General features: G+C 68.7%; 15 protein-coding genes. 13 read left to right on the top strand and 2 right to left on the bottom strand.

All coding sequences use genetic code 11. From position 1 onward, the window contains the following. The first annotated feature begins 181 nt into the window (after positions 1–181). The 5 genes from fdxA (at position 182) to A37E_RS0107980 (ending at position 4,128) form a co-directional block, all read left to right on the top strand. Positions 182–517, top strand: a complete 336-nt coding sequence (fdxA, locus tag A37E_RS0108000; RefSeq protein ID WP_024276762.1) for a ferredoxin FdxA — start codon at positions 182–184, stop codon at positions 515–517. A gap of 7 nt (positions 518–524) precedes the next feature. Then, entirely contained in the window at positions 525–1,298 is a 774-nt protein-coding gene (locus A37E_RS0107995; protein ID WP_029556124.1) for a ferredoxin--NADP reductase, read from the top strand. Between the two features lie 85 nt (positions 1,299–1,383). Next, a complete protein-coding gene (locus tag A37E_RS0107990; protein WP_197022944.1) occupies positions 1,384–1,941 on the top strand; it encodes an SH3 domain-containing protein in 558 nt (185 codons plus the stop codon). An 87-nt stretch (positions 1,942–2,028) separates the two neighbouring features. After that, on the top strand, positions 2,029–3,102 hold the full coding sequence (locus tag A37E_RS0107985; RefSeq protein WP_029556122.1) for a YeiH family protein: 1,074 nt from the start codon (positions 2,029–2,031) through the stop codon (positions 3,100–3,102). Between the two features lie 81 nt (positions 3,103–3,183). Then, positions 3,184–4,128, top strand: coding sequence for a LysR substrate-binding domain-containing protein (locus A37E_RS0107980; RefSeq protein ID WP_029556121.1), 945 nt, complete (start codon positions 3,184–3,186; stop codon positions 4,126–4,128). On the opposite strand, the gene A37E_RS0107975 is transcribed toward A37E_RS0107980, so the two are convergent. Both A37E_RS0107975 and A37E_RS0107970 read right to left on the bottom strand, forming a co-directional pair. Continuing rightward, a complete protein-coding gene (locus tag A37E_RS0107975; protein WP_029556120.1) occupies positions 4,097–5,974 on the bottom strand; it encodes an ABC-F family ATP-binding cassette domain-containing protein in 1,878 nt (625 codons plus the stop codon). The genes A37E_RS0107980 and A37E_RS0107975 overlap by 32 nt on opposite strands. A 54-nt stretch (positions 5,975–6,028) precedes the next feature. After that, positions 6,029–7,330, bottom strand: coding sequence for a ubiquinone biosynthesis hydroxylase (locus A37E_RS0107970; RefSeq protein WP_081837503.1), 1,302 nt, complete (start codon positions 7,328–7,330; stop codon positions 6,029–6,031). 206 nt (positions 7,331–7,536) lie between these two features. On the opposite strand from A37E_RS0107970, the gene tesB reads away from it, so the two are divergent. From tesB to A37E_RS0107930, 8 genes are all read left to right on the top strand, one after another. Continuing rightward, complete coding sequence (tesB, locus tag A37E_RS0107965) at positions 7,537–8,412, top strand: acyl-CoA thioesterase II (protein ID WP_029556118.1); 876 nt, start codon at positions 7,537–7,539, stop codon at positions 8,410–8,412. Between the two features lie 329 nt (positions 8,413–8,741). Further along, positions 8,742–9,080 (top strand): P-II family nitrogen regulator, encoded by a 339-nt coding sequence (locus A37E_RS0107960; RefSeq protein ID WP_024276769.1) that lies wholly within the window; start codon positions 8,742–8,744, stop codon positions 9,078–9,080. A 29-nt stretch (positions 9,081–9,109) separates the two neighbouring features. Continuing rightward, positions 9,110–10,606, top strand: coding sequence for an ammonium transporter (locus A37E_RS0107955; RefSeq protein WP_024276770.1), 1,497 nt, complete (start codon positions 9,110–9,112; stop codon positions 10,604–10,606). Between the two features lie 329 nt (positions 10,607–10,935). Continuing rightward, positions 10,936–13,965 carry an isoleucine--tRNA ligase gene (gene ileS / locus A37E_RS0107950; RefSeq protein ID WP_029556117.1) on the top strand — a complete coding sequence of 1,010 codons (3,030 nt, stop codon included), beginning with the start codon at positions 10,936–10,938 and terminating at the stop codon, positions 13,963–13,965. Positions 13,966–14,070: 105 nt separating this feature from the next. After that, a complete protein-coding gene (lspA, locus tag A37E_RS0107945; protein WP_024276772.1) occupies positions 14,071–14,601 on the top strand; it encodes a signal peptidase II in 531 nt (176 codons plus the stop codon). Between the two features lie 52 nt (positions 14,602–14,653). Continuing rightward, on the top strand, positions 14,654–15,388 hold the full coding sequence (locus A37E_RS0107940; RefSeq protein ID WP_051678871.1) for a hypothetical protein: 735 nt from the start codon (positions 14,654–14,656) through the stop codon (positions 15,386–15,388). 127 nt (positions 15,389–15,515) lie between these two features. Beyond that, complete coding sequence (locus tag A37E_RS0107935) at positions 15,516–16,922, top strand: pitrilysin family protein (protein WP_029556115.1); 1,407 nt, start codon at positions 15,516–15,518, stop codon at positions 16,920–16,922. Between the two features lie 113 nt (positions 16,923–17,035). Further along, complete coding sequence (locus A37E_RS0107930; RefSeq protein WP_245279289.1) at positions 17,036–18,328, top strand: pitrilysin family protein; 1,293 nt, start codon at positions 17,036–17,038, stop codon at positions 18,326–18,328. Positions 18,329–18,400: the final 72 nt, after the last annotated feature.

The raw sequence follows: 18,400 nt of genomic DNA, 5'->3' as shown, positions 1-18,400 counted from the left end.
GGTCGACGTGGATGACCGGGACAAGCCCGGGGATGACGGCAGGTAGATATGATGGAGCAGGTTCTCGATCCGATTACCCTTCCACAAAATCCGCAATTAATTGACCCTGCAAGGCCTTAGCGCTCAAAGCATCGTCCCTATCCGGCTAAAATAAAGATCGAACAACAACCGGACCTGCCCCATGGCCTACGTCGTCACCGACAAGTGCATCCGCTGCAAATTCATGGATTGCGTCGCCGTCTGCCCGGTGGATTGCTTCTATGAGGGCGAAAACATGCTCGTCATCAAGCCCGACGAGTGCATCGACTGCGGCGTCTGCGAGCCCGAATGCCCGGCGGCCGCCATCTCCGCCGACAGCGATCCGGCGGCCGCGCCGTGGATCGCGCTCAATGCCGAATATGCGGCCCTGTGGCCGAACATCGCCGAGAAGAAGGAGCCGCCGGCGGATGCCGCGCAGTGGATGAACGTGGACGGCAAGTTCGAGAGCGCCTTTTCCCCGGCACCGGCTGAGGCGTGAGGCGACCATGAGCAACCTGAACACCGAGACCGTGCTCGAGGTCCGCCACTGGACCGACCGCCTCTTCTCCTTCACAGCCACCCGCGACAGCGCCTTCCGCTTCAAGAGCGGCCAGTTCACCATGATCGGCCTCGACGTGAACGAGAAGCCGCTGCTGCGCGCCTATTCGCTCGCCTGCGCGCCGCATGAGGAGCAGCTGGAATTCTTCTCCATCAAGGTACCGGACGGGCCGCTGACCTCGCGGCTGCAGATGCTCCAACCGGGCGATCCCATCCTCGTCGGACGCCGGCCCACGGGCACGCTTCTGCTGGACAATCTCAAGCCGGGCAAGCGCCTGTATCTTCTGGCAACGGGCACCGGCCTTGCGCCCTTCGTCTCCATCGCCAAGGACCCAGAGGCCTATGAGCGGTTCGAGCACATCATCCTGGTCCACGGCTGCCGCGAGGTGGCGGAACTCGCTTATGGCGAGCAGGTGGTGGCGGACCTCAAGGCGCACGATTTCCTTGGCGAATACGCGCAGGCGCAGCTGCTGCATTATCCGACCGTCACCCGCGAGCCGTTCCGCAATCGCGGCCGTGTCACTGACCTCTTGGAAAGCGGCCAGCTGTTCGCCGACCTCGGCCTGCCGGACCTCGATGCCGAGCACGACCGGGTGATGCTGTGCGGCTCGCCGCAGATGATCGCCGACACCAAGGCGCTGCTGGAAACCCGCGACTTCGTGGAGGGTGCGGGCAACCGGCCGGAGACCTATGTGGTGGAAAAGGCCTTCGCCGAGCGCTGAGCGTTGCACATTGCAAAATCGTGCAACGGGCCGGTAACGATCCGAAGCTAGGCTGTCGCGCCAGATCCCGATGATGGAGATGCTGGTGTCGATACGTGTCGAACTTGGATCGCGCCTGCGCGCAGTGGCCGGAGCGGCCGTCATGCTGGCCGGCGTTCTCGCCGCCGGGGCCGCCGCGGCGGCCCAGCCGGCGGTGGCCGTGACGAATGTGAACCTGCGGGCCGGTCCCAGCACCAGCTTCCCGACCGTGGTCACGGTGCCGGCGGGCGCGGCGCTCGCGACCTACGGCTGCCTTGCGGACTATTCCTGGTGCGATGTCGCGCTGGGCAACGTGCGCGGCTGGATGGCGGCGCAGTACATCAAGGTCGTGCCCTCCGCCGGTGCCTCGCCGGTGGTGATGACCGCTGCGGTCGCGGCGGGCCTCGGCATCGCCGCAGTGGCGTTCAACCAGTCCTACTGGAACACCCATTATGTGGGTCGTCCGTGGTATGGCCAGTGGAACCGCTATTACGGCCCCTACGCGCGCGGCCCGGTCGGGCATGTGGGCGCCACCCGCTGCTACAACGGCGCCTGCCGCCATGTGGGCGCGACGCGCGGCCCGGCCGGCAACACGGTGGTGCGGCGGGGCGTGGTGGTCCGATAATCGGATTCATCGATCAATTGTAGAAAAACAACTCGTTTGATCGATCCATGGCCGGGGGCCATCCTCGTCTCAAGAGGACCCCCTGCCATGACCGACAAGCACCTGACCGATCCCGCTCTCATTCCCCCCGCGCACGCGGTGTCCGCGTCCGCCGCTGGCGGCCCGCTCGTGACGGCCTTCGGCGGCATCCTGCCGGGCCTCGCCTATACGGTGGTGATCGCTGCGGCGGCCTATGCCATTCGCCAGGTGCCGGGCATGGGGCTCGTCAGCCCGCTCATCCTCGCCATCGTCATCGGCATGGCGCTGCACAACATCTTCGGCACGGCGGCCATCATCAAGCCGGGCGTGAAGTTCGCGCTCCGGCGCATTCTGCGCTTCGCCATCGTGCTGCTGGGCCTCCAGCTCACCTTCGAGCAGGTGCGCTCGGTGGGCGTGGTGGGCTTCTCCATCGTCGCCTTCACCCTGTTCGCCACCTTCTTCGTCACCCGCTGGATCGGCCGCGCCATGGGCGTGGACCGGCAGCTCTCGGAGCTGATCGCCGCCGGTACCGCCATCTGCGGCGCCTCGGCGGTGATCGCCACCAATACGGTGACGCGCGGCTCGGACGAGGACGTGGCCTATGCGGTGGCCTGCGTCACCATCTTCGGCTCGCTCTCCATGCTGCTGATGCCGGCGCTGATGCCCTTCACCGGCTTCGACCCCCATGCCTTCGGCCTGTGGACCGGCGCCTCCATCCATGAGGTGGCGCAGGTGGTGGCGGCGGCCTTCCAGGGCGGCCAGCAGGCCGGCGAGTTCGGCACCGTGGCGAAGCTCTCGCGGGTGATGCTGCTGGCGCCCCTCGTCATCGGCCTCGGCGCGGCGGCGGTGATGCGGGCGCGCGGCGACAAGTCGGCCGGCCATGCCAGCCCGCCCATGCCGTGGTTCGTGTTCGGCTTCATCGCCATGGTGATGGTCGCATCCAGCGGCTATGTGCCGCCCGAGGTGAAGATGCCGGTGGCCACCACCACCACCTTCCTCCTCGCCGTCGCGCTGGGCGCCATGGGGCTGGAGACGGACATGCGCAAGCTGCGGCTGAAGGGCATCAAGCCCCTCCTGCTCGGTGCCGCCGCCTGGCTCTTCATCTCGGCGCTGAGCTTTATCCTCATCAAGACCTTCATGTGATAGCAAAGGCCCGAGAGCTTGCCTCCCGGGCCTTTTTCCAAGCCCGCGCGGCGTTTGAGCGGGGCGAGGTGATCGGGCGGGATGACGCTGGAGCAACTGAAGGTCTTCGTCGCCGTCGCCCGCGCGCTCCACATGACCCGCGCGGCCGAGACGCTGAACATGACCCAGTCGGCGGTCAGCGCCTCTGTCGCGGCTCTTGAAGCCTCCTGCGGGGTCGCCCTCTTCCACCGCGTCGGACGCCGCATCGAGCTGACCGAGGCCGGCCGCGTCTTCGTCCCCGAGGCGGAGGCCGTGCTCGCCCGCGCCGGGGCGGCCGAGACCATCCTTGCCGATCTGTCCGGCCTCAGGCGCGGCCGGCTCTCCATCCATGCCAGCCAGACCATCGCCAATTACTGGCTCGGCCCGCTGCTCAACCGCTTTCACGAGCTTTATCCCGACATCGCGCTGGAAGTGGTGATCGGCAACACCGCGCAGGTCGCCGCCGCCGTGCGGGCGGGCGAGGCGGATGTGGGTTTCGTGGAAGGCGAGGTGGAGGAAGCGCTGCTGGCGCGGGTCGCGGTGCCCGGCGACCGGCTGGTGCTGGTGGTGGCGGCCCATGATCCGCGCGCCGAGCTCAAGGCGCTGACCCCCGCCGATCTCCTCGACATGCCCTTCGTGCTGCGCGAGCCGGGCTCGGGCACGCGGCAGGTGTTCGAGGATGCCCTGCGCGCCTCCGGCCTCGATCCGTCCCAGCTGAAGGTGGTGCTGGAGCTGCCCTCCAACGAGGCGGTGGTGAGCGCGGTCGCCGCGGGGGCGGGGGCGACGGTGATTTCCGATCTCGTCACCGCCTCGGGCCTCGCCATGGGCACGCTGAAGCAATTGCCTTTGACCCTGCCGGCGCGGCGCTTCTACGCCCTGCGCCACGCCGACCGCTACAATTCGCGGGCGGCGCAGGCCCTGCTGGCGCTGGTGCGCGAGCCGGAGGCGGCGCCCGGGATCGCGCCGGCCGCGCTGGTCAGCCGCCCGCGGCCTCGAGCTCGGCGCTGACCTCCAGCCATTCCTCTTCCGCCTGCGCCAGCTTTTCGGCCGCCTCGGCCCGCTCCTTGGCGAAGCGGGCGGCGTCGAGGGGCTTGGCGGCATGGAGGCCGGCGTCGGAGAGCTTCGCGTCCAGCCCCTCGATCTGCTTCGTCAGCTTTTCCACGGCGCCTTCCAGCTCGCGGATGCGCTTCTTGAGCGGGCCGGTGGCGATGCGGCGCGGGGCAGGGGTGGCTTCCGCCTTGGTCTCGGAGCGGTCCTTGCGCCCCTTGTCGGTCATGCGGTCGCCGTCGGAGCGGGAGAGAACCTCACTCTTGTACTGGTCGAGATCGCCGTCATAGGCCTTCACCGTGCCGCCCGAGACGCGCCACAGCCGTTCCGCGCAGGCCTCCAGCAGATGCCGGTCGTGGGAGACGAGGATGACGGCGCCGGGGAAGTCGTTGATGGCCTCGATGAGCGCCGCGCGCGCCTCGATGTCGAGATGGTTGGTGGGCTCGTCGAGGATGAGCAGATGCGGCCCGTGGAAGGTGGCGAGCCCCAGCAGCAGGCGCGCCTTCTCTCCGCCCGAGAGGGACGACACCTTGGTGTCGGCCGAGCCGCCGGAAAAGCCCATCTCCGCCGCGCGCGCCCGCACCCGCGCCTCGGGCGCGTCGGGCATGAGGCGCCGCACGTGCTGGGCGGGGCTGTCGCCGGGGATCAGTTCGTCGATCTGGTGCTGGGCGAGATAGGCGACCTCCAGCTTGTCGGCCCGCACCACCCGGCCGCTTTCCTCCTTCAGCCGGTCGGCGAGGAGCTTGGCGAAGGTGGACTTGCCGTTGCCGTTGGGGCCGAGGAGGGCGATGCGGTCGTCCTCGTCGATGCGCAGATTGAGGTTCTGGAGGATCGGCCGGCCCGGCACATAGCCCACCGCCACCTTCTCCAGCACCACGATGGGCGGGGAGAGCAGCTTTTCCGGATGGCGGATGGAGATGGCCGCCGCCTCCTCGCTCACCTGCGCGGCCAGGGGCTCCATGCGGGCGAGGGCCTTGAGGCGCGACTGGGCCTGCTTCGCCTTGGTGGCCTTGGCGCGGAAGCGGGCGACGAAGGATTCCATGTGGGCGCGCTGCATCTCCTGCTTCTTGCGCGCCTTCTGGTCCAAAAGCAGCCGCTCGCGCCGCTGCCGGTCGAAGGAGGAGAAGCCGCCCTTGTAGAGGGTCAGCTTCTGGCCGGTGAGATGCAGGATGTGATCGACGCTCTCGTCCAGCAGGTCGCGGTCATGGGAGATCAGGATCACCGTGCGCGGATAATGCGCGAGGTAGTCCTGGAGCCACAGGGTGCCTTCAAGATCGAGATAGTTGGTGGGCTCATCCAGCAGCAGCAGGTCCGGCTCGGTGAAGAGCAAAGCGGCGAGGGCCACGCGCATGCGCCAGCCGCCGGAGAATTCCGAGCAGGGCCGCTGCTGGGCGCTCTCGTCGAAGCCGAGGCCGGCGAGGATGGTGGCCGCCCGCGCCGGCGCCGCATGGGCGCCGATGTCGAGGAGCCGCATCTCGATCTCGCCCATGCGGTTGGGGTCCTGCGTGGTCTCGCGCTCCTGGAGCAGCGCCGCGCGCTCCGTGTCGGCGGCCAGCACGCGCTCGATCAGGCTGTCCGGGCCGGCCGGCGCCTCCTGCGCCACGCGGCCGATGCGGGTGCGGTTGGGCAGGCGGACGGCGCCGGATTCCAGCTCCAGCTCGCCAATGAGCGCCTTGAACAGGGTGGTCTTGCCCGAGCCGTTGCGGCCGACCACGCCCACGCGCGCATTCTCGGGGAGGGCGACGGAGGCGTGGTCGATGAGCAGGCGCCCGGCAAGGCGCAGGGAAATATCGTCGAGAACGATCATGCCGGGCTTTTCGCAGGCGGGGCCGGGCAGGGCAAGATGGGGAAGCGTCCCGCCTCAGAGCGTCTCGCCGCGCAGCAGCTTGGGCACCTCGCCGGTGAGGCCGGCCGCATCCTTGATGAACAGGCCCTTGAGGCGGGGCAGGCGGTCCACCAGCCCGAGGCCCACGTCGCGGATGGCGCGCAGGGCGTCCGAATGGTTGGAGAACAGGCGGTTGAGACCATCCGTCGCGACACCCATGGCCAAGGTGTCGAACCGCCGCCAGCGCTGGTAGCGCTCCAGCGTGGTGGGGGAGGCGAAGTCGAGGCCGACCCGCGCGGCGTCCGTCACCACCTCGGCGAGGGCGGCGACATCGCGCAGGCCCATGTTCAGGCCCTGCCCGGCGATGGGATGGATGACGTGGGCGGCATCGCCCACCAGCGCGAGGCGGTCGCCGATGAAGGCGCGGGCCATGGCGAAGCCGAGGGGATAGGCGCGGGGCTTCGTCACCGGCTTCACCCAGCCGAGGCGATGGCCGAAGCGCTGCTCCAGCTCCTCCTGGAAGATGGCAGAGGGCAGGGCGAGGAGACGTTCCGCATCGGCGGTGCGCTCGGTCCACACCACCGAGCAGCGGTTGCCCGGCAAGGGCAGGATGGCGAACGGGCCGGCGGGCAGGAAATGCTCCTCGGCGCGGCCCTCGTGCGGGCGCTCGTGCTCCACCACGAAGGTGATGCCGCTCTGGCCATAGCCCCACGACACCGTGGAAATGCCAGCCATCTCCCGAATGCGCGAACGCGCGCCGTCGCACGCCACCAGCAGACCGGCGCGCAGCGGCACGCCCGAGGCGGAGGCCAGCTCGACCCCGCCGCCCTCGCTGCGGAAGGACGTCACCGCCTCTTCGCGCAGGTCGATGCCGGCGGAACGGGCGGCTGCCACCAGCGCCTGCTGCAAATCGAGGTTCGGCACCATGAAGGCGAAGGGCTCGCCCGGCTCCACATCGCCGTCGAAGGTGAGGAAGGTGGGCCGCGCCACGTCCTTGGTGCGGCTGTCTGTCACGACCATGGTGCGCATGGGCTCGGCCCTGGCGGCGATCTCGTGCCAGACACCGAGGCTGGTGAGCATGCGCCGGGCGCAGGCGGCGATGGCGGAGCAGCGCCCGTCATCGAGACCGGCGCGGGAAAGGGTCGGGTCGTAAAGGGCGATATCCGCATCCGGGCCGAGGCCTTGGCGCAAGGCGAGGGCGAGGCTCAGGCCCGCGAGGCCGCCGCCGACGATGGCGACATCAGCCCGCTCCGCTTGTGCCCGTTCCGGCGCGCGATCGGCCGCGGCCGGGTTTGCGGACCAGCCGGTCTCCGGAAGCGGTGCGTTCGGGGAGCCCATGACCTTCACTCCTGATGATCGTTCGTCGTTCTACGCTGCCGGGGGGCGATTGGCTCGCCTATAGGGGAGTCGGCTGACGTTTTGGGGTTGACGGTCGAGGCGTGGGCGTGGCGTCCTGCCCTCGACTGAACCGTGCGACCCGCATCCCGTTCCACCTTCTTTGATGCTGCCGCCCGCAGGGTGCGCAGCCATCGGCGAGCCCCTGAATGACCGCCCAGAATCCCGACGTGGAGAAGCTCCTCGGCATCCTTGACCTCGAACCGCTCGAGATCAACCTGTTCCGGGGTCGCAGCGTATCGCCCACCGGGGGACGGGTGTTCGGTGGCCAGGTGATCGCCCAGGCCCTCGTCGCCGCCCGCCGCACGGTGGAGGAGGCGCGCGTCACCCACTCCCTGCACGGCTACTTCCTGCTCGGCGGCGACCCCACCGTCCCGATCATCTACGACGTGGACCGCATCCGCGACGGCCGCTCCTTCACCACCCGCCGGGTGGTGGCGATCCAGCATGGCGAAGCCATCTTCAGCATGTCGGTGTCGTTCCAGAAGCAGGAGGAGGGCTTCACCCATCAGAGCCAGATACCGGACGTGCCCCAGCCCGAGGATCTGCCCGGCGACGACGTGTGGCGCGAGCGCCTGCTGGCGCGCTTCCCCGGCGCCTCCGGCCGCGACTGGATGGCGCACCGGCCGCTGGAGGTGAAGCCCACCAGCATGGACATGGCCTATCTCGGGTCGCCGGGGGCCCGGCCGAGCATCTGGATCCGCGCCCGCGGCCCGCTGCCGGACGATCTGCCCATTCATCAGGCGGTGCTCGCCTATGCATCCGACCTGTCGTTGCTGCAGGCGGCGCTTCTGCCCCACGGCAAGTCCGTGTTCGACAAGGACGTGCAGGTGGCGAGCCTCGACCACGCGCTGTGGTTTCACCGCCCGTTCCGCGCCGACGATTGGCTGCTCTACACCCAGGAGAGCCCCGCCGCCTCGGCCGGGCGGGGATTCTGCCGCGGCGAGCTGTTCACCCGTGAGGGGATTCTGGTCGCTTCTGCGGCACAGGAAGGCCTCATGCGGCCGGTCACGCCGCGCCCGTAGGCAGGCCCCGCATTGCGCGCTGCAATGCGTCATCACGCAAGTGCGAACGAGATGTGTCGCTCTCGTGGGCGTTGAGATTAAAAAATAGGCACAAAAAGCGGCGAGCAGGCGGCGGAGCCCCTGCAAAGCGCGCCGTGGCGGAAAAATATGCACGGGACTCCCGGCATCCGCCGCAGTCCTCCTCTCTTGGCACGGTACTTGATTCCTCTGTCCGCAGGCTTGCCAGCCGCGGCGCGGATCTCCCCGACCCGCTCGGCGAAGCCGCCGCGAAAAACACCGCTCGGGCTTCATCGGGAAGCGCAGCGGCATCAGGGGACAGGGACCGATCCATGAAGATCGTCATGGCCATCATCAAGCCATTCAAGCTGGAGGAGGTGCGCGACGCCCTCACCGGTATCGGTGTGCACGGTCTCACCGTGACCGAGGTCAAGGGCTACGGGCGTCAGAAGGGCCACACCGAGATCTACCGCGGCGCCGAATATGCCGTGAGCTTCCTGCCGAAGCTGAAGATCGAGGTCGCTGTGTCCGCCGACCAGGTCTCCAAGGTGGTGGAGGCGATCACCGCGTCTGCCAAGACCGGCCAGATCGGCGACGGCAAGATCTTCGTCATCCCGATCGAGCACGCCGTGCGCATCCGCACCGGTGAGACCGACGCCGACGCCCTTTGAGCCTCATCTCTTTCACGGAGCATTCATCCATGACGTCCAAGACGTGGTCCCGCGTGGGGGTTCCCGCGCTTCTTCTGGCGCTGGCGGTAGCCGCGCCGGTACTGGCCCAGACGGCGCCGCCTGCGACTGATGCCGCAACCGCCGTTCCCGCCGCAGTCGCCGCCCCCACCGTGAACAAGGGCGACGTCGCCTGGATGCTCACGTCCGCGCTGCTGGTGCTGATGATGTCGGTGCCCGGCCTGTTCCTGTTCTACGGCGGCCTCGTGCGCGCCAAGAACATGCTCTCCGTGCTGATGCAGGTCGCCTACAGCGTGTGCATCGTCGGCCTCATCTGGGTGCTCTACGGCTACTCGCTCGCCTTCACCGGCGGCTCTCCCTTTGTCGGCGGCTTCTCCAAGGCGTTCCTCTCCGGCGTCACCGGCGAATCCCTCGCCGCCACCTTCTCGGTGGGCGTGGCCATTCCGGAGTGGGTGTACATCGCCTTCCAGATGACCTTCGCCATGATCACCCCGGCCCTCATCTTCGGCGCCTTCGCCGAGCGCATGAAGTTCTCCGCCGTGGTGCTGTTCGTGCCGCTGTGGGTCACCTTCGTGTACTTCCCCATCGCCCACATGGTCTGGTACTGGGCCGGCCCGGATGCGATCGACGCCGCTGCCAAGGCCCTCGCCGCCGCCACTGACGGCACCGCCAAGGCTGCCGCGCAGGCCGCGCTCGACGCCGTGAACGCGGACTCGGGCTACATCTTCCAGCTCGGCGCCATCGACTTCGCGGGCGGCACCGTGGTGCACATCAATGCCGGTATCGCCGGCCTCGTGGCCTGCATCATGGTCGGCAAGCGTCTGGGCTTCGGCAAGGAGGCGCTCTCGCCCCACTCGCTGACGCTCACCATGGTCGGCGCCTCCCTGCTGTGGGTCGGCTGGTTCGGCTTCAACGCCGGCTCCAACCTCGAGGCCAATGCCACCACCGCCCTCGCGATGATGAACACCTTCATCGCCACCTGCGCGGCCGGCATGTCCTGGATGTTCGTGGAATGGCTGGTGAAGGGTAAGCCCTCCATGCTCGGCCTCGCCTCGGGCATCGTCGCCGGCCTCGTCGCCGTGACCCCGCCGTCGGGCTTCGCCGGCATCATGGGCTCGCTGGTCCTCGGCCTCGTCGTGTCGCCGATCTGCTTCATCTTCTGCACCGCCGTGAAGAACGCCCTGGGCTATGACGACGCCCTCGACGTGTTCGGCGTGCACGGGATCGGCGGCATCGTCGGCGCCATCGCCACCGGCATCCTGGTGAGCCCCTCGCTGGGCGGCACGGGCATCTACGACTACACCACCGGTGCGGTTGCGGCCTACGACATGACCGCCCAGGTCATTGCCCAGCTCAAGGCTGTCGGCGTGACCGTGGTGTGGTCGGGCGTCGGCACCGCCGTCATCCTGTTCGTGATCTCGGTCATCGTCGGCCTGCGTCCCTCCACGGACGTGGAGCGCGAGGGTCTCGACATCAACGAGCACGGCGAGCGCGCGTACCACTCGTGATCCTGGCGGGGCGGCCTCGTCGCCGCCCCGTGGTTCTTTAAAAGAGGGGAACCAAGAAGAGCCCCGGCACCGTTGGTGCCGGGGTTTTTCTTTGCCCGCCGCAATCGGAGGGCGCTGGCGCTGCGCCGATCTGCGGGCTTTTCCCGGCCCTCCGCGCCTGATAGAAGCCGCACCATGAGCGGATTTTCTCATTATCGCGGGGTCCTGCCTCGCCGCAGCCGCCCCCTCGCGGCGCGAATTATCGGCCCGGCCCCCGCCGGCGCGGCTGAGCGCGCGGGGGCTGCCGGGATTTTTCCGCCCCGACCCTGCCTTCATCCCCCGAGCGTTCCATGACCGAGAAGTCCGAGAGCAAGCCGTCCGCCGAGGCGTCCGCCCCCGATTATTCCAAGACCCTGTTCCTGCCGGAAACCGCCTTCCCCATGCGCGGCGGCCTGCCCCAGAAGGAGCCGGAGCTGCTCGCCCGCTGGGCGCGCATCGATCTCTACGGCCGCCTGCGCGAGGCCGGGCGCGGTCGCGACCGCTTCGTGCTGCATGACGGCCCGCCCTATGCCAACGGCAACATCCACATCGGCCACGCGCTCAACAAGATCCTGAAGGACGTGGTGACGCGCTCCCAGCAGATGCTGGGCTATGACTCGAACTACGTGCCCGGCTGGGACTGCCACGGCCTGCCCATCGAGTGGAAGATCGAGGAAGAGAACTACCGCAAGAAGGGCAAGCAGAAGCCCGACTTCTCCGACGCCGCCGCCATGGTCGCCTTCCGCCAGGAATGCCGCGCCTATGCCGAGCACTGGCTGAACGAGCAGCGCACCGAGTTCAAGCGCCTCGGCGTCGAGGGCGACTGGGATCATCCCTATACCACCATGGCCTTCATGGCCGAGGCGCAGATCGCCCGCGAGATCATGAAGTTCGCCGAGAACGGCCTGCTCTATCGCGGCTCCAAGCCGGTCATGTGGTCCGTGGTGGAGAAGACCGCCCTCGCCGAGGCGGAGGTGGAGTATCAGGATTTCACCTCGGATACGGTGTGGGTGAAGTTCCCGGTGGTGTCGGAAGGCGACCTCAAGGGCGCGACCGTCGTCATCTGGACCACCACCCCCTGGACCATGCCGGGCAACCGGGCCGTCACCTACGCGCCGAAGATCGCCTATGGCGTCTATGAGGTCACGGACGCCCCGGCCGACAACTGGGCCAAGGCCGGCGACCGGCTGATCCTTGCCGACAAGCTGGCCGACGACGTGTTCAAGGCCGCCCGTGTCACCGCCTTTGAGCGGCGCGGCGATGTTCCCGCCGATGTGGTGGGCAGCCTCATCCTCGCCCACCCGCTCGCGGACCTCGGGCTCGGCGGCTACACCTTCAAGGTGCCGCTGCTGGAAGCCGAGCACGTCACCGATGACGCCGGCACGGGCTTCGTCCACACCGCCCCCGGCCATGGCCGCGAGGACTTCGAGGCGTGGGTGAACCATCGCCGCTGGCTGGAGGAGCGCGGCATCAATCCCGCGATCCCCTACACGGTGGACGAGGACAGCTTCTACACGTCCCAGGCGCCCGGCTTCGAGGGCAAGCGCGTCATCACCGAGAAGGGCGAAAAGGGCGATGCCAATACCGCCGTCATCGATGCCCTCATCAAGGCGGGCAATTTGCTCGCGCGCGGCCGGGTGAAGCATCAGTATCCCCACTCCTGGCGCTCCAAGAAGCCGGTGATCTTCCGCAACACGCCGCAATGGTTCATCGCCATGGACCAGGACATCCGCGCCGCGGACGGCAAGGCGGCGCCCCGCCCGGCGACGCTCCCCGGCAACGTTCCTGACACCCTGCGCGCCCGCGCGCTCGCCGGCATCAAGACGGTGGAATGGGTGCCGGCAGCGGGCGAGAACCGCATCACCGGGATGATCGAGAACCGGCCGGACTGGGTGGTCTCGCGCCAGCGCGCCTGGGGCGTGCCCATCGCCGTGTTCGTGAAGGACAAGGGCGACGGCGAAGTCGAAATCCTCAAGGACGCCGCCGTCAACGCCCGCATCGCCGAGGCCTTCGCGGCCGAGGGCGCCGACGCCTGGTTCAAGGAGGGGGCCAGCGCCCGCTTCCTCGCCGAGCGTGCCGCCGAGGGCTGGCAGAAGGTGGATGACGTCCTCGACGTGTGGTTCGATTCCGGCTCCACCCACACCTTCACGCTGGAGGTCCGCCCCGACCTCAAGGCGGAGCGTCCGCCCGCGGGGCGCGACAAGGTGATGTATCTGGAGGGCTCGGACCAGCATCGCGGCTGGTTCCATTCCTCGCTGCTGGAGAGCTGCGGCACCCGCGGCCGCCCGCCCTATGACGTGGTGCTGACCCACGGCTTCGTCCTCGACGAGGACGGCCGAAAGATGTCCAAGTCGCTGGGCAACGTCACCTCGCCGCAGGACGTCATCAAGCAGTCGGGCGCCGACATCCTGCGCCTGTGGGTGTGCGCCTCCGACTATGCGGACGACCTGCGCATCGGCCCGGAAATCCTCAAGACCACGGCCGATACCTACCGCAAGCTGCGCAACACCATCCGCTGGCTGCTCGGCTCGCTGCACCATTACCGGCCGGAGGAGAAGGTGGCGGTGGCCGACATGCCGTCGCTGGAGCGCTTCATCCTCAACCGCCTCGCGGAACTGGACGGGGAGATCCGCGCCGCCTACCGCGCCTTCGACTACAAGAAGGTGCACGCGGCGCTCACCCAGTTCATGAACATCGAGCTGTCGGCCTTCTATTTCGACATCCGCAAGGATGCGCTCTATTGCGATCCCATCTCCTCGGCGACGCGGCGCGCCTGCCTGACCGTGCTGGACGAGGTGTTCAACCGCCTCGTCACCTGGCTCGCGCCCATCCTCGCCTTCACCTGCGAGGAGGCCTACATCGCCCGCACGGGGGATGAGGAGGGCTCGGTGCATCTCCTCGCTTTCCCGGAGACGCCCGCCGCGTGGCGCGACGAGGCGCTGGCGGAGCAGTGGCGCAAGGTGCGCCTCATCCGCCGCGTGGTGCTGGGCGCGCTGGAGGTGGAGCGCGCCGCCAAGCGCATGGGCTCCTCGCTGGAGGCTGCGCCCGAGGTCTATGTGACGGACGACGCGCTGGCCGAGGCGCTCGCCGGCCTCGACCTCGCCGAGATCGCCATCACCTCGGACGCGAAGCTGATCCGCGGCGAGGGGCCGGCCGATGCCTTCCGGCTGGCGGACGTGCCCGGTGTCGCCGTGGTGCCGGCCCGTGCGGAAGGCACCAAGTGCGCCCGCTCGTGGAAGGTCTCGCCCGCGGTGGGCACCGACCCGGAATTCCCCGACGTCACGCCGCGCGATGCCGCCGCGCTGCGGGAGTTCTACGCCGCCCGCGCTGCGGCGGAGTGAACCGAACCCCGCCCGCCCTCGCGTTGCCGGGGCGGGCGGCCTCGTCTATGAACGGCGGATCGCGTCCGGCCATCGGCCAGAGCGGCCGTTCCTGAGAGAGGCCCCTTGCAGCGCCGTCCCATCTTCTTCGGTCTTCTCGTCGCTCTCGCTGTGCTGGTGGCGGATCAGGCCTCCAAGGGCCTCGTGCTCGCCTGGTCGGCGTCCTGGGACGGGCAGATCAAGCCCGTCGCGCCCTTCGTCGACTTCGCCGCGCTGTGGAATTACGGCATCAGCTACGGCCTGTTTCCGCAGGGCGAGACCGGGCGCTGGGTGCTGGTGGCGATCAAGGTGGCGGCGGCCATCCTGTTCGCCGTGTGGCTGGCCCGCGCCCGCAGCCGGTTCGAGGCGTTCGCGCTGGGCCTGCTCATCGGCGGCGCCATCGGTAATGCGGTGGACCGGGTGGTCTATGGCGCGGTGTTCGATTTCGTGTCGCTGCACGCCTTCGGGTACCGCTGGTACGTGTTCAACCTCGCCGATGTGGCGGTTGTTGTCGGCGTGGGCCTGCTTCTTTACGATGCATTTCTCGGCGGCGCCTCAAAATCGCCGCCCTCGGCCGCGCCAATGGCGCCCCGGTCCGAAGCTGAGCGCGAGCCGTGAGCGCGCACGCTTTGAGAACGCATCAGAGGATGGCATCGAGGACGTGAGACCCATGCGAGAGATTTCCCTTTTCCCGCATAGCGCTGATGCCGCGCCGCGCGCGGCCGGCACCGTTCTGTCCCCCGCACTTCGCCTCATCCCGCTGCGCTTCGGGGGCGGCGCGCTGCTCGCCGCCTTTGCCCTGACGCTCGCCGCGCCCGCCCCGGCCGCCGCGCAGAACCTCGACGGCAGCACCAATATCTTCGAAAGCGCCATGCAGATTCTTGGGCTGAAGGAGGAGGACGAGAAGCCGGAAATCGACTACCGCGAGCGCGCCCCCCTCGTGGTGCCGCCGCGCGTGCCCGATGCCCTTCCCCCGCCGCAGAAGAGCGCTGCCGAGGCCAATCCCAACTGGCCCAAGGATTACGACCTCCAGCGCCGCGCCGCCGCGGCGCAGGCGGCGAAGGCGCCGATCGTGCGCGACGATCCGGGCCGGCCGCTGATGCCGTCCGAACTCAACCGCGGCAAGAAGCGGGCGGTGGGCAACAGTTCCTCGCCGACCGAGCCGGTCGGCGCGGGCTCCCAGCGCGACGTGCTGCTGCCCAGCCAGCTCGGCTCCTCCGGCTTCCCCGGGCTCGGCGGCCTGACCGGCAAGCAGGAACAGCTCACCTTCAACGGCGAGCCCACCCGCGAGAACCTGATCCAGCCGCCGACCGGCTACCAGACGCCCGCCCCCAACGCCCCCTATGGCGTGGTGGAGGAGAAGAAGGAACCCTGGAAGCTGCCGACCCTGTTCGATCGCCAGTGACGGCGTCTGCGCTCCGGCGCAAGGGCGGACCGAGGGTGGGCACGGACGGAAACCGCAGTCGCCCGTCCTTTTCTGCGGCGGCGGGCACCCTATCTTTCCTTGACGGACGCGTCTTCGGGCGCGTCGAATGCCGAAAGATCGTCACGTGCAGATGAGCCGTCTCGCCATGGTTGCCATTCTCGCCGCTGGAGCGGCCGCATTTTCTCCCCGCCTTGCTGACGCGGCGGGCCCCGAAGTCACCGAATTCAAGCTCGCCAACGGCCTTCAGGTCATGGTCATCCCCGATCACCGCACCCCGGTGGTCACCCACATGGTGTGGTACAAGGTGGGATCGGCCGACGAGCAGCCGGGCAAGTCCGGCATCGCCCATTTCCTCGAGCACCTGATGTTCAAGGGCACCGATGCGCACCCGCAGGGCCAGTTCTCGGCCGAGGTGGCGCGCCTCGGCGGCCAGGAAAATGCCTTCACCTCGCAGGATTACACCGCCTATTTCCAGCGCGTGGCGAAAGAGCACCTGGAAACCGTGATGGGTTTCGAGGCCGACCGCATGCGCGGCCTCAAGCTCTCGGACGAGGTGGTGCTGCCCGAGCGCGACGTGGTGCTGGAAGAGCGCCGCATGCGCACGGACAACGATCCCGGCGCGCGCCTCTCCGAGGTTTTGCAGGCCACGACCTACGTCAACCATCCCTACCAGCACCCGATCATCGGCTGGGAGCACGAGATCAAGGGCCTCAACCGCGAGGATGCCCTGGCCTTCTACCGCCGCTTCTACGCCCCCAACAACGCCCTGCTCGTGGTGGCTGGCGACGTGGACCCGGCTGAGGTGAAGGCGCTGGCGGAAAAGACCTACGGCAAGGTCGCACAGGCCGACACCCCGCCGCGCAACCGTCCGCAGGAGCCCGAGCCGCGGGCCCACCGGCGGGTGTCGCTGGCCGACCCGCGCGTCGCCCAGCCGAGCCTGCAGCGCTCCTACCTCGTGCCCTCGGCCCGGACCGCTGCGCCGGGAGATGCAGAAGCGCTCGAAGTGCTCTCGCACATCCTCGGCGGTGGCCAGACCAGCCGCATGTACCGCACCCTCGTGGCGGAGAAGGGCCTCGCCGCCGGGGCCGGCTCCTGGTATCAAGGAACCGCCTACGACGCGACCCGCTTCGTCGCTTATGCGTCCCCGCGTCCGGGCGTGAGCCTCGAGACGCTGGAGGCGGCGGTGGATGCGGTGGTTGCCGAGCTGCAGGAGAAGGGCGTCGATGACCTGGAGCTGGCCCGCGCCAAGACCCGGCTCATCGCCGACACCATCTATGCGCAGGACAACCAGGCGACGCTCGCCCGCATCTATGGCGCCTCCTGGGCCACCGGCCTCTCCGCCAAGGACGTGCGCGAGTGGCCGGAGCGGCTCAAGGCCGTCACCGCCGATCAGGTGCGCGACGTGGCCCGCCGCTACCTCGTCACCGACCGGGCCGTGACCGGCTACCTCAAGCAGACCGAGCCGAAAGCTGGCGAGGCGGGCAAGGACGGCAAGAAGGACAATCGCTCGTGACGGCGATCGTCACGGCTTTCGTGTTCCGTTCGCCGGCCCGTTCGGGCCGGCGCGCCTTTTTCACGGGCGCGGGCCTTCGCCCTGCCGCCCGGCTCTTTCTTGCGATGGTTACGATGGCCCTTTCCCTTCTCGCCGCCGATACGGCGCAGTCCCAGTCGAGCCGCATCTCCGAGGTGACGAGCCCCGGCGGCATCAAGGCCTGGCTGGTCCACGACACCACGCTCCCGCTCATTGCCTTCGAGTTCGCCTTCCTCGGCGGCGCGGCTCAGGACGGCCCCGAGCATGCCGGCCTCGCCAACCTTGCGTCCTCCCTGCTGGACGAGGGCGCCGGCGCGATGGATTCCGACGCCTTCCAGCGGGCGCTGGCCGACCATGCGGTGGAGCTGCATTTCGACGCCGGCCGCGACGAGATGCGCGGTTCCCTGCGCACCCTCTCGGAAAACCGCGACAAGGCCTTCGAGCTGCTGCGCCTCGCGGTGAACGAGCCGCGCTTCGACAGCGAGGCGGTGGAGCGCATCCGCGCCTCCCAGCTCGCCATGCTGCGCCGCCGCTCCACCGAGCCCAATGCCATCGCCAATGATCGCTGGTTCGCGCTCGCCTTCCCCGGCCATCCCTATGGCCGGCCGGTGGACGGCACGCTGGACAGCGTGGCCAAGCTGACCCGCGAGGACATCGCCGGCTTCATCGGCAAGACTTTCGCCCGCTCGAACCTGCGCGTCGCCGTGGTGGGCGACATCAGCGCCGAGGAGCTGGGCAAGCGGCTCGACGAGGTGTTCGGCAAGCTTCCGGCCCAGGCGACGTTGACCCCCGTCGCGAATGTGACGCCGCAGAAGATCGGCACCGTGGAGGTCATCCCCCTCGATGTCTCGCAGTCGGTGGTGGTTATGGGCACCGGCGGGCTGGAGCGGCGCGACCCGGATTTCATTCCGGCCTATGTGCTCAACCACATCCTCGGCGGCAGCGCCTTTTCCTCGCGCCTGTTCAAGGAAGTGCGCGAGGCGCGGGGGTTGGCCTATTCGGTCTATTCCTATCAGGTGGCGCTCTCCCACGTCGGCCTCTGGTTCGCCGGCACGGCGACCAAGAACGAGCGGGCGGCGGAATCCATCTCCCTCATCACCCACGAGTTCGGCCAGATCCTGAAGGACGGGCCGACTGCCAAGGAGCTTGAGGAGGCGAAGAGCTATCTGATGGGCAGCTATGCCCTGCGCTTCGATACCTCGTCCAAGGTTGCCGGCCAGCTATTGCAGATCCAGCTCGACGATCTCGGCATCGACTATATCGACCGTCGCAACGCCCTGATCGCTGCCGTCACCCTCGACGATCTCAAGCGTGTCGCCGGCCGGCTGGCCACGGCGAAGGATGCGCTGACGGTGGTGGTGGGCAAGCCCGTGGGCCTCGGAGGCTGATCGGCCTGCGGTAACCTTACTTTCACGGAGCCGGCGCCGGGGACCCGCAGGGGCGGGCGGGGAGTCCTCATG

The organism is Xanthobacter sp. 91, from assembly GCF_000702385.1.
GTDB lineage: Bacteria > Pseudomonadota > Alphaproteobacteria > Rhizobiales > Xanthobacteraceae > Xanthobacter > Xanthobacter aminoxidans.
This window is presented reverse-complemented; position numbering and strand designations above follow the sequence as displayed.

Bases quoted from the DNA above. Each gene is read 5' to 3' on its own strand.
- fdxA (WP_024276762.1), top strand. From the start codon at position 182: ATGGCCTACGTCGTCACCGACAAGTGCATCCGCTGCAAATTCATGGAT.
- A37E_RS0107995 (WP_029556124.1), top strand. From the start codon at position 525: ATGAGCAACCTGAACACCGAGACCGTGCTCGAGGTCCGCCACTGGACC.
- A37E_RS0107985 (WP_029556122.1), top strand. From the start codon at position 2,029: ATGACCGACAAGCACCTGACCGATCCCGCTCTCATTCCCCCCGCGCAC.
- A37E_RS0107980 (WP_029556121.1), top strand. From the start codon at position 3,184: ATGACGCTGGAGCAACTGAAGGTCTTCGTCGCCGTCGCCCGCGCGCTC.
- A37E_RS0107975 (WP_029556120.1), bottom strand. From the start codon at position 5,974: ATGATCGTTCTCGACGATATTTCCCTGCGCCTTGCCGGGCGCCTGCTC.
- A37E_RS0107970 (WP_081837503.1), bottom strand. From the start codon at position 7,330: ATGGGCTCCCCGAACGCACCGCTTCCGGAGACCGGCTGGTCCGCAAAC.
- tesB (WP_029556118.1), top strand. From the start codon at position 7,537: ATGACCGCCCAGAATCCCGACGTGGAGAAGCTCCTCGGCATCCTTGAC.
- A37E_RS0107960 (WP_024276769.1), top strand. From the start codon at position 8,742: ATGAAGATCGTCATGGCCATCATCAAGCCATTCAAGCTGGAGGAGGTG.
- A37E_RS0107955 (WP_024276770.1), top strand. From the start codon at position 9,110: ATGACGTCCAAGACGTGGTCCCGCGTGGGGGTTCCCGCGCTTCTTCTG.
- ileS (WP_029556117.1), top strand. From the start codon at position 10,936: ATGACCGAGAAGTCCGAGAGCAAGCCGTCCGCCGAGGCGTCCGCCCCC.
- A37E_RS0107940 (WP_051678871.1), top strand. From the start codon at position 14,654: ATGCGAGAGATTTCCCTTTTCCCGCATAGCGCTGATGCCGCGCCGCGC.
- A37E_RS0107935 (WP_029556115.1), top strand. From the start codon at position 15,516: ATGCCGAAAGATCGTCACGTGCAGATGAGCCGTCTCGCCATGGTTGCC.
- A37E_RS0107930 (WP_245279289.1), top strand. From the start codon at position 17,036: ATGGCCCTTTCCCTTCTCGCCGCCGATACGGCGCAGTCCCAGTCGAGC.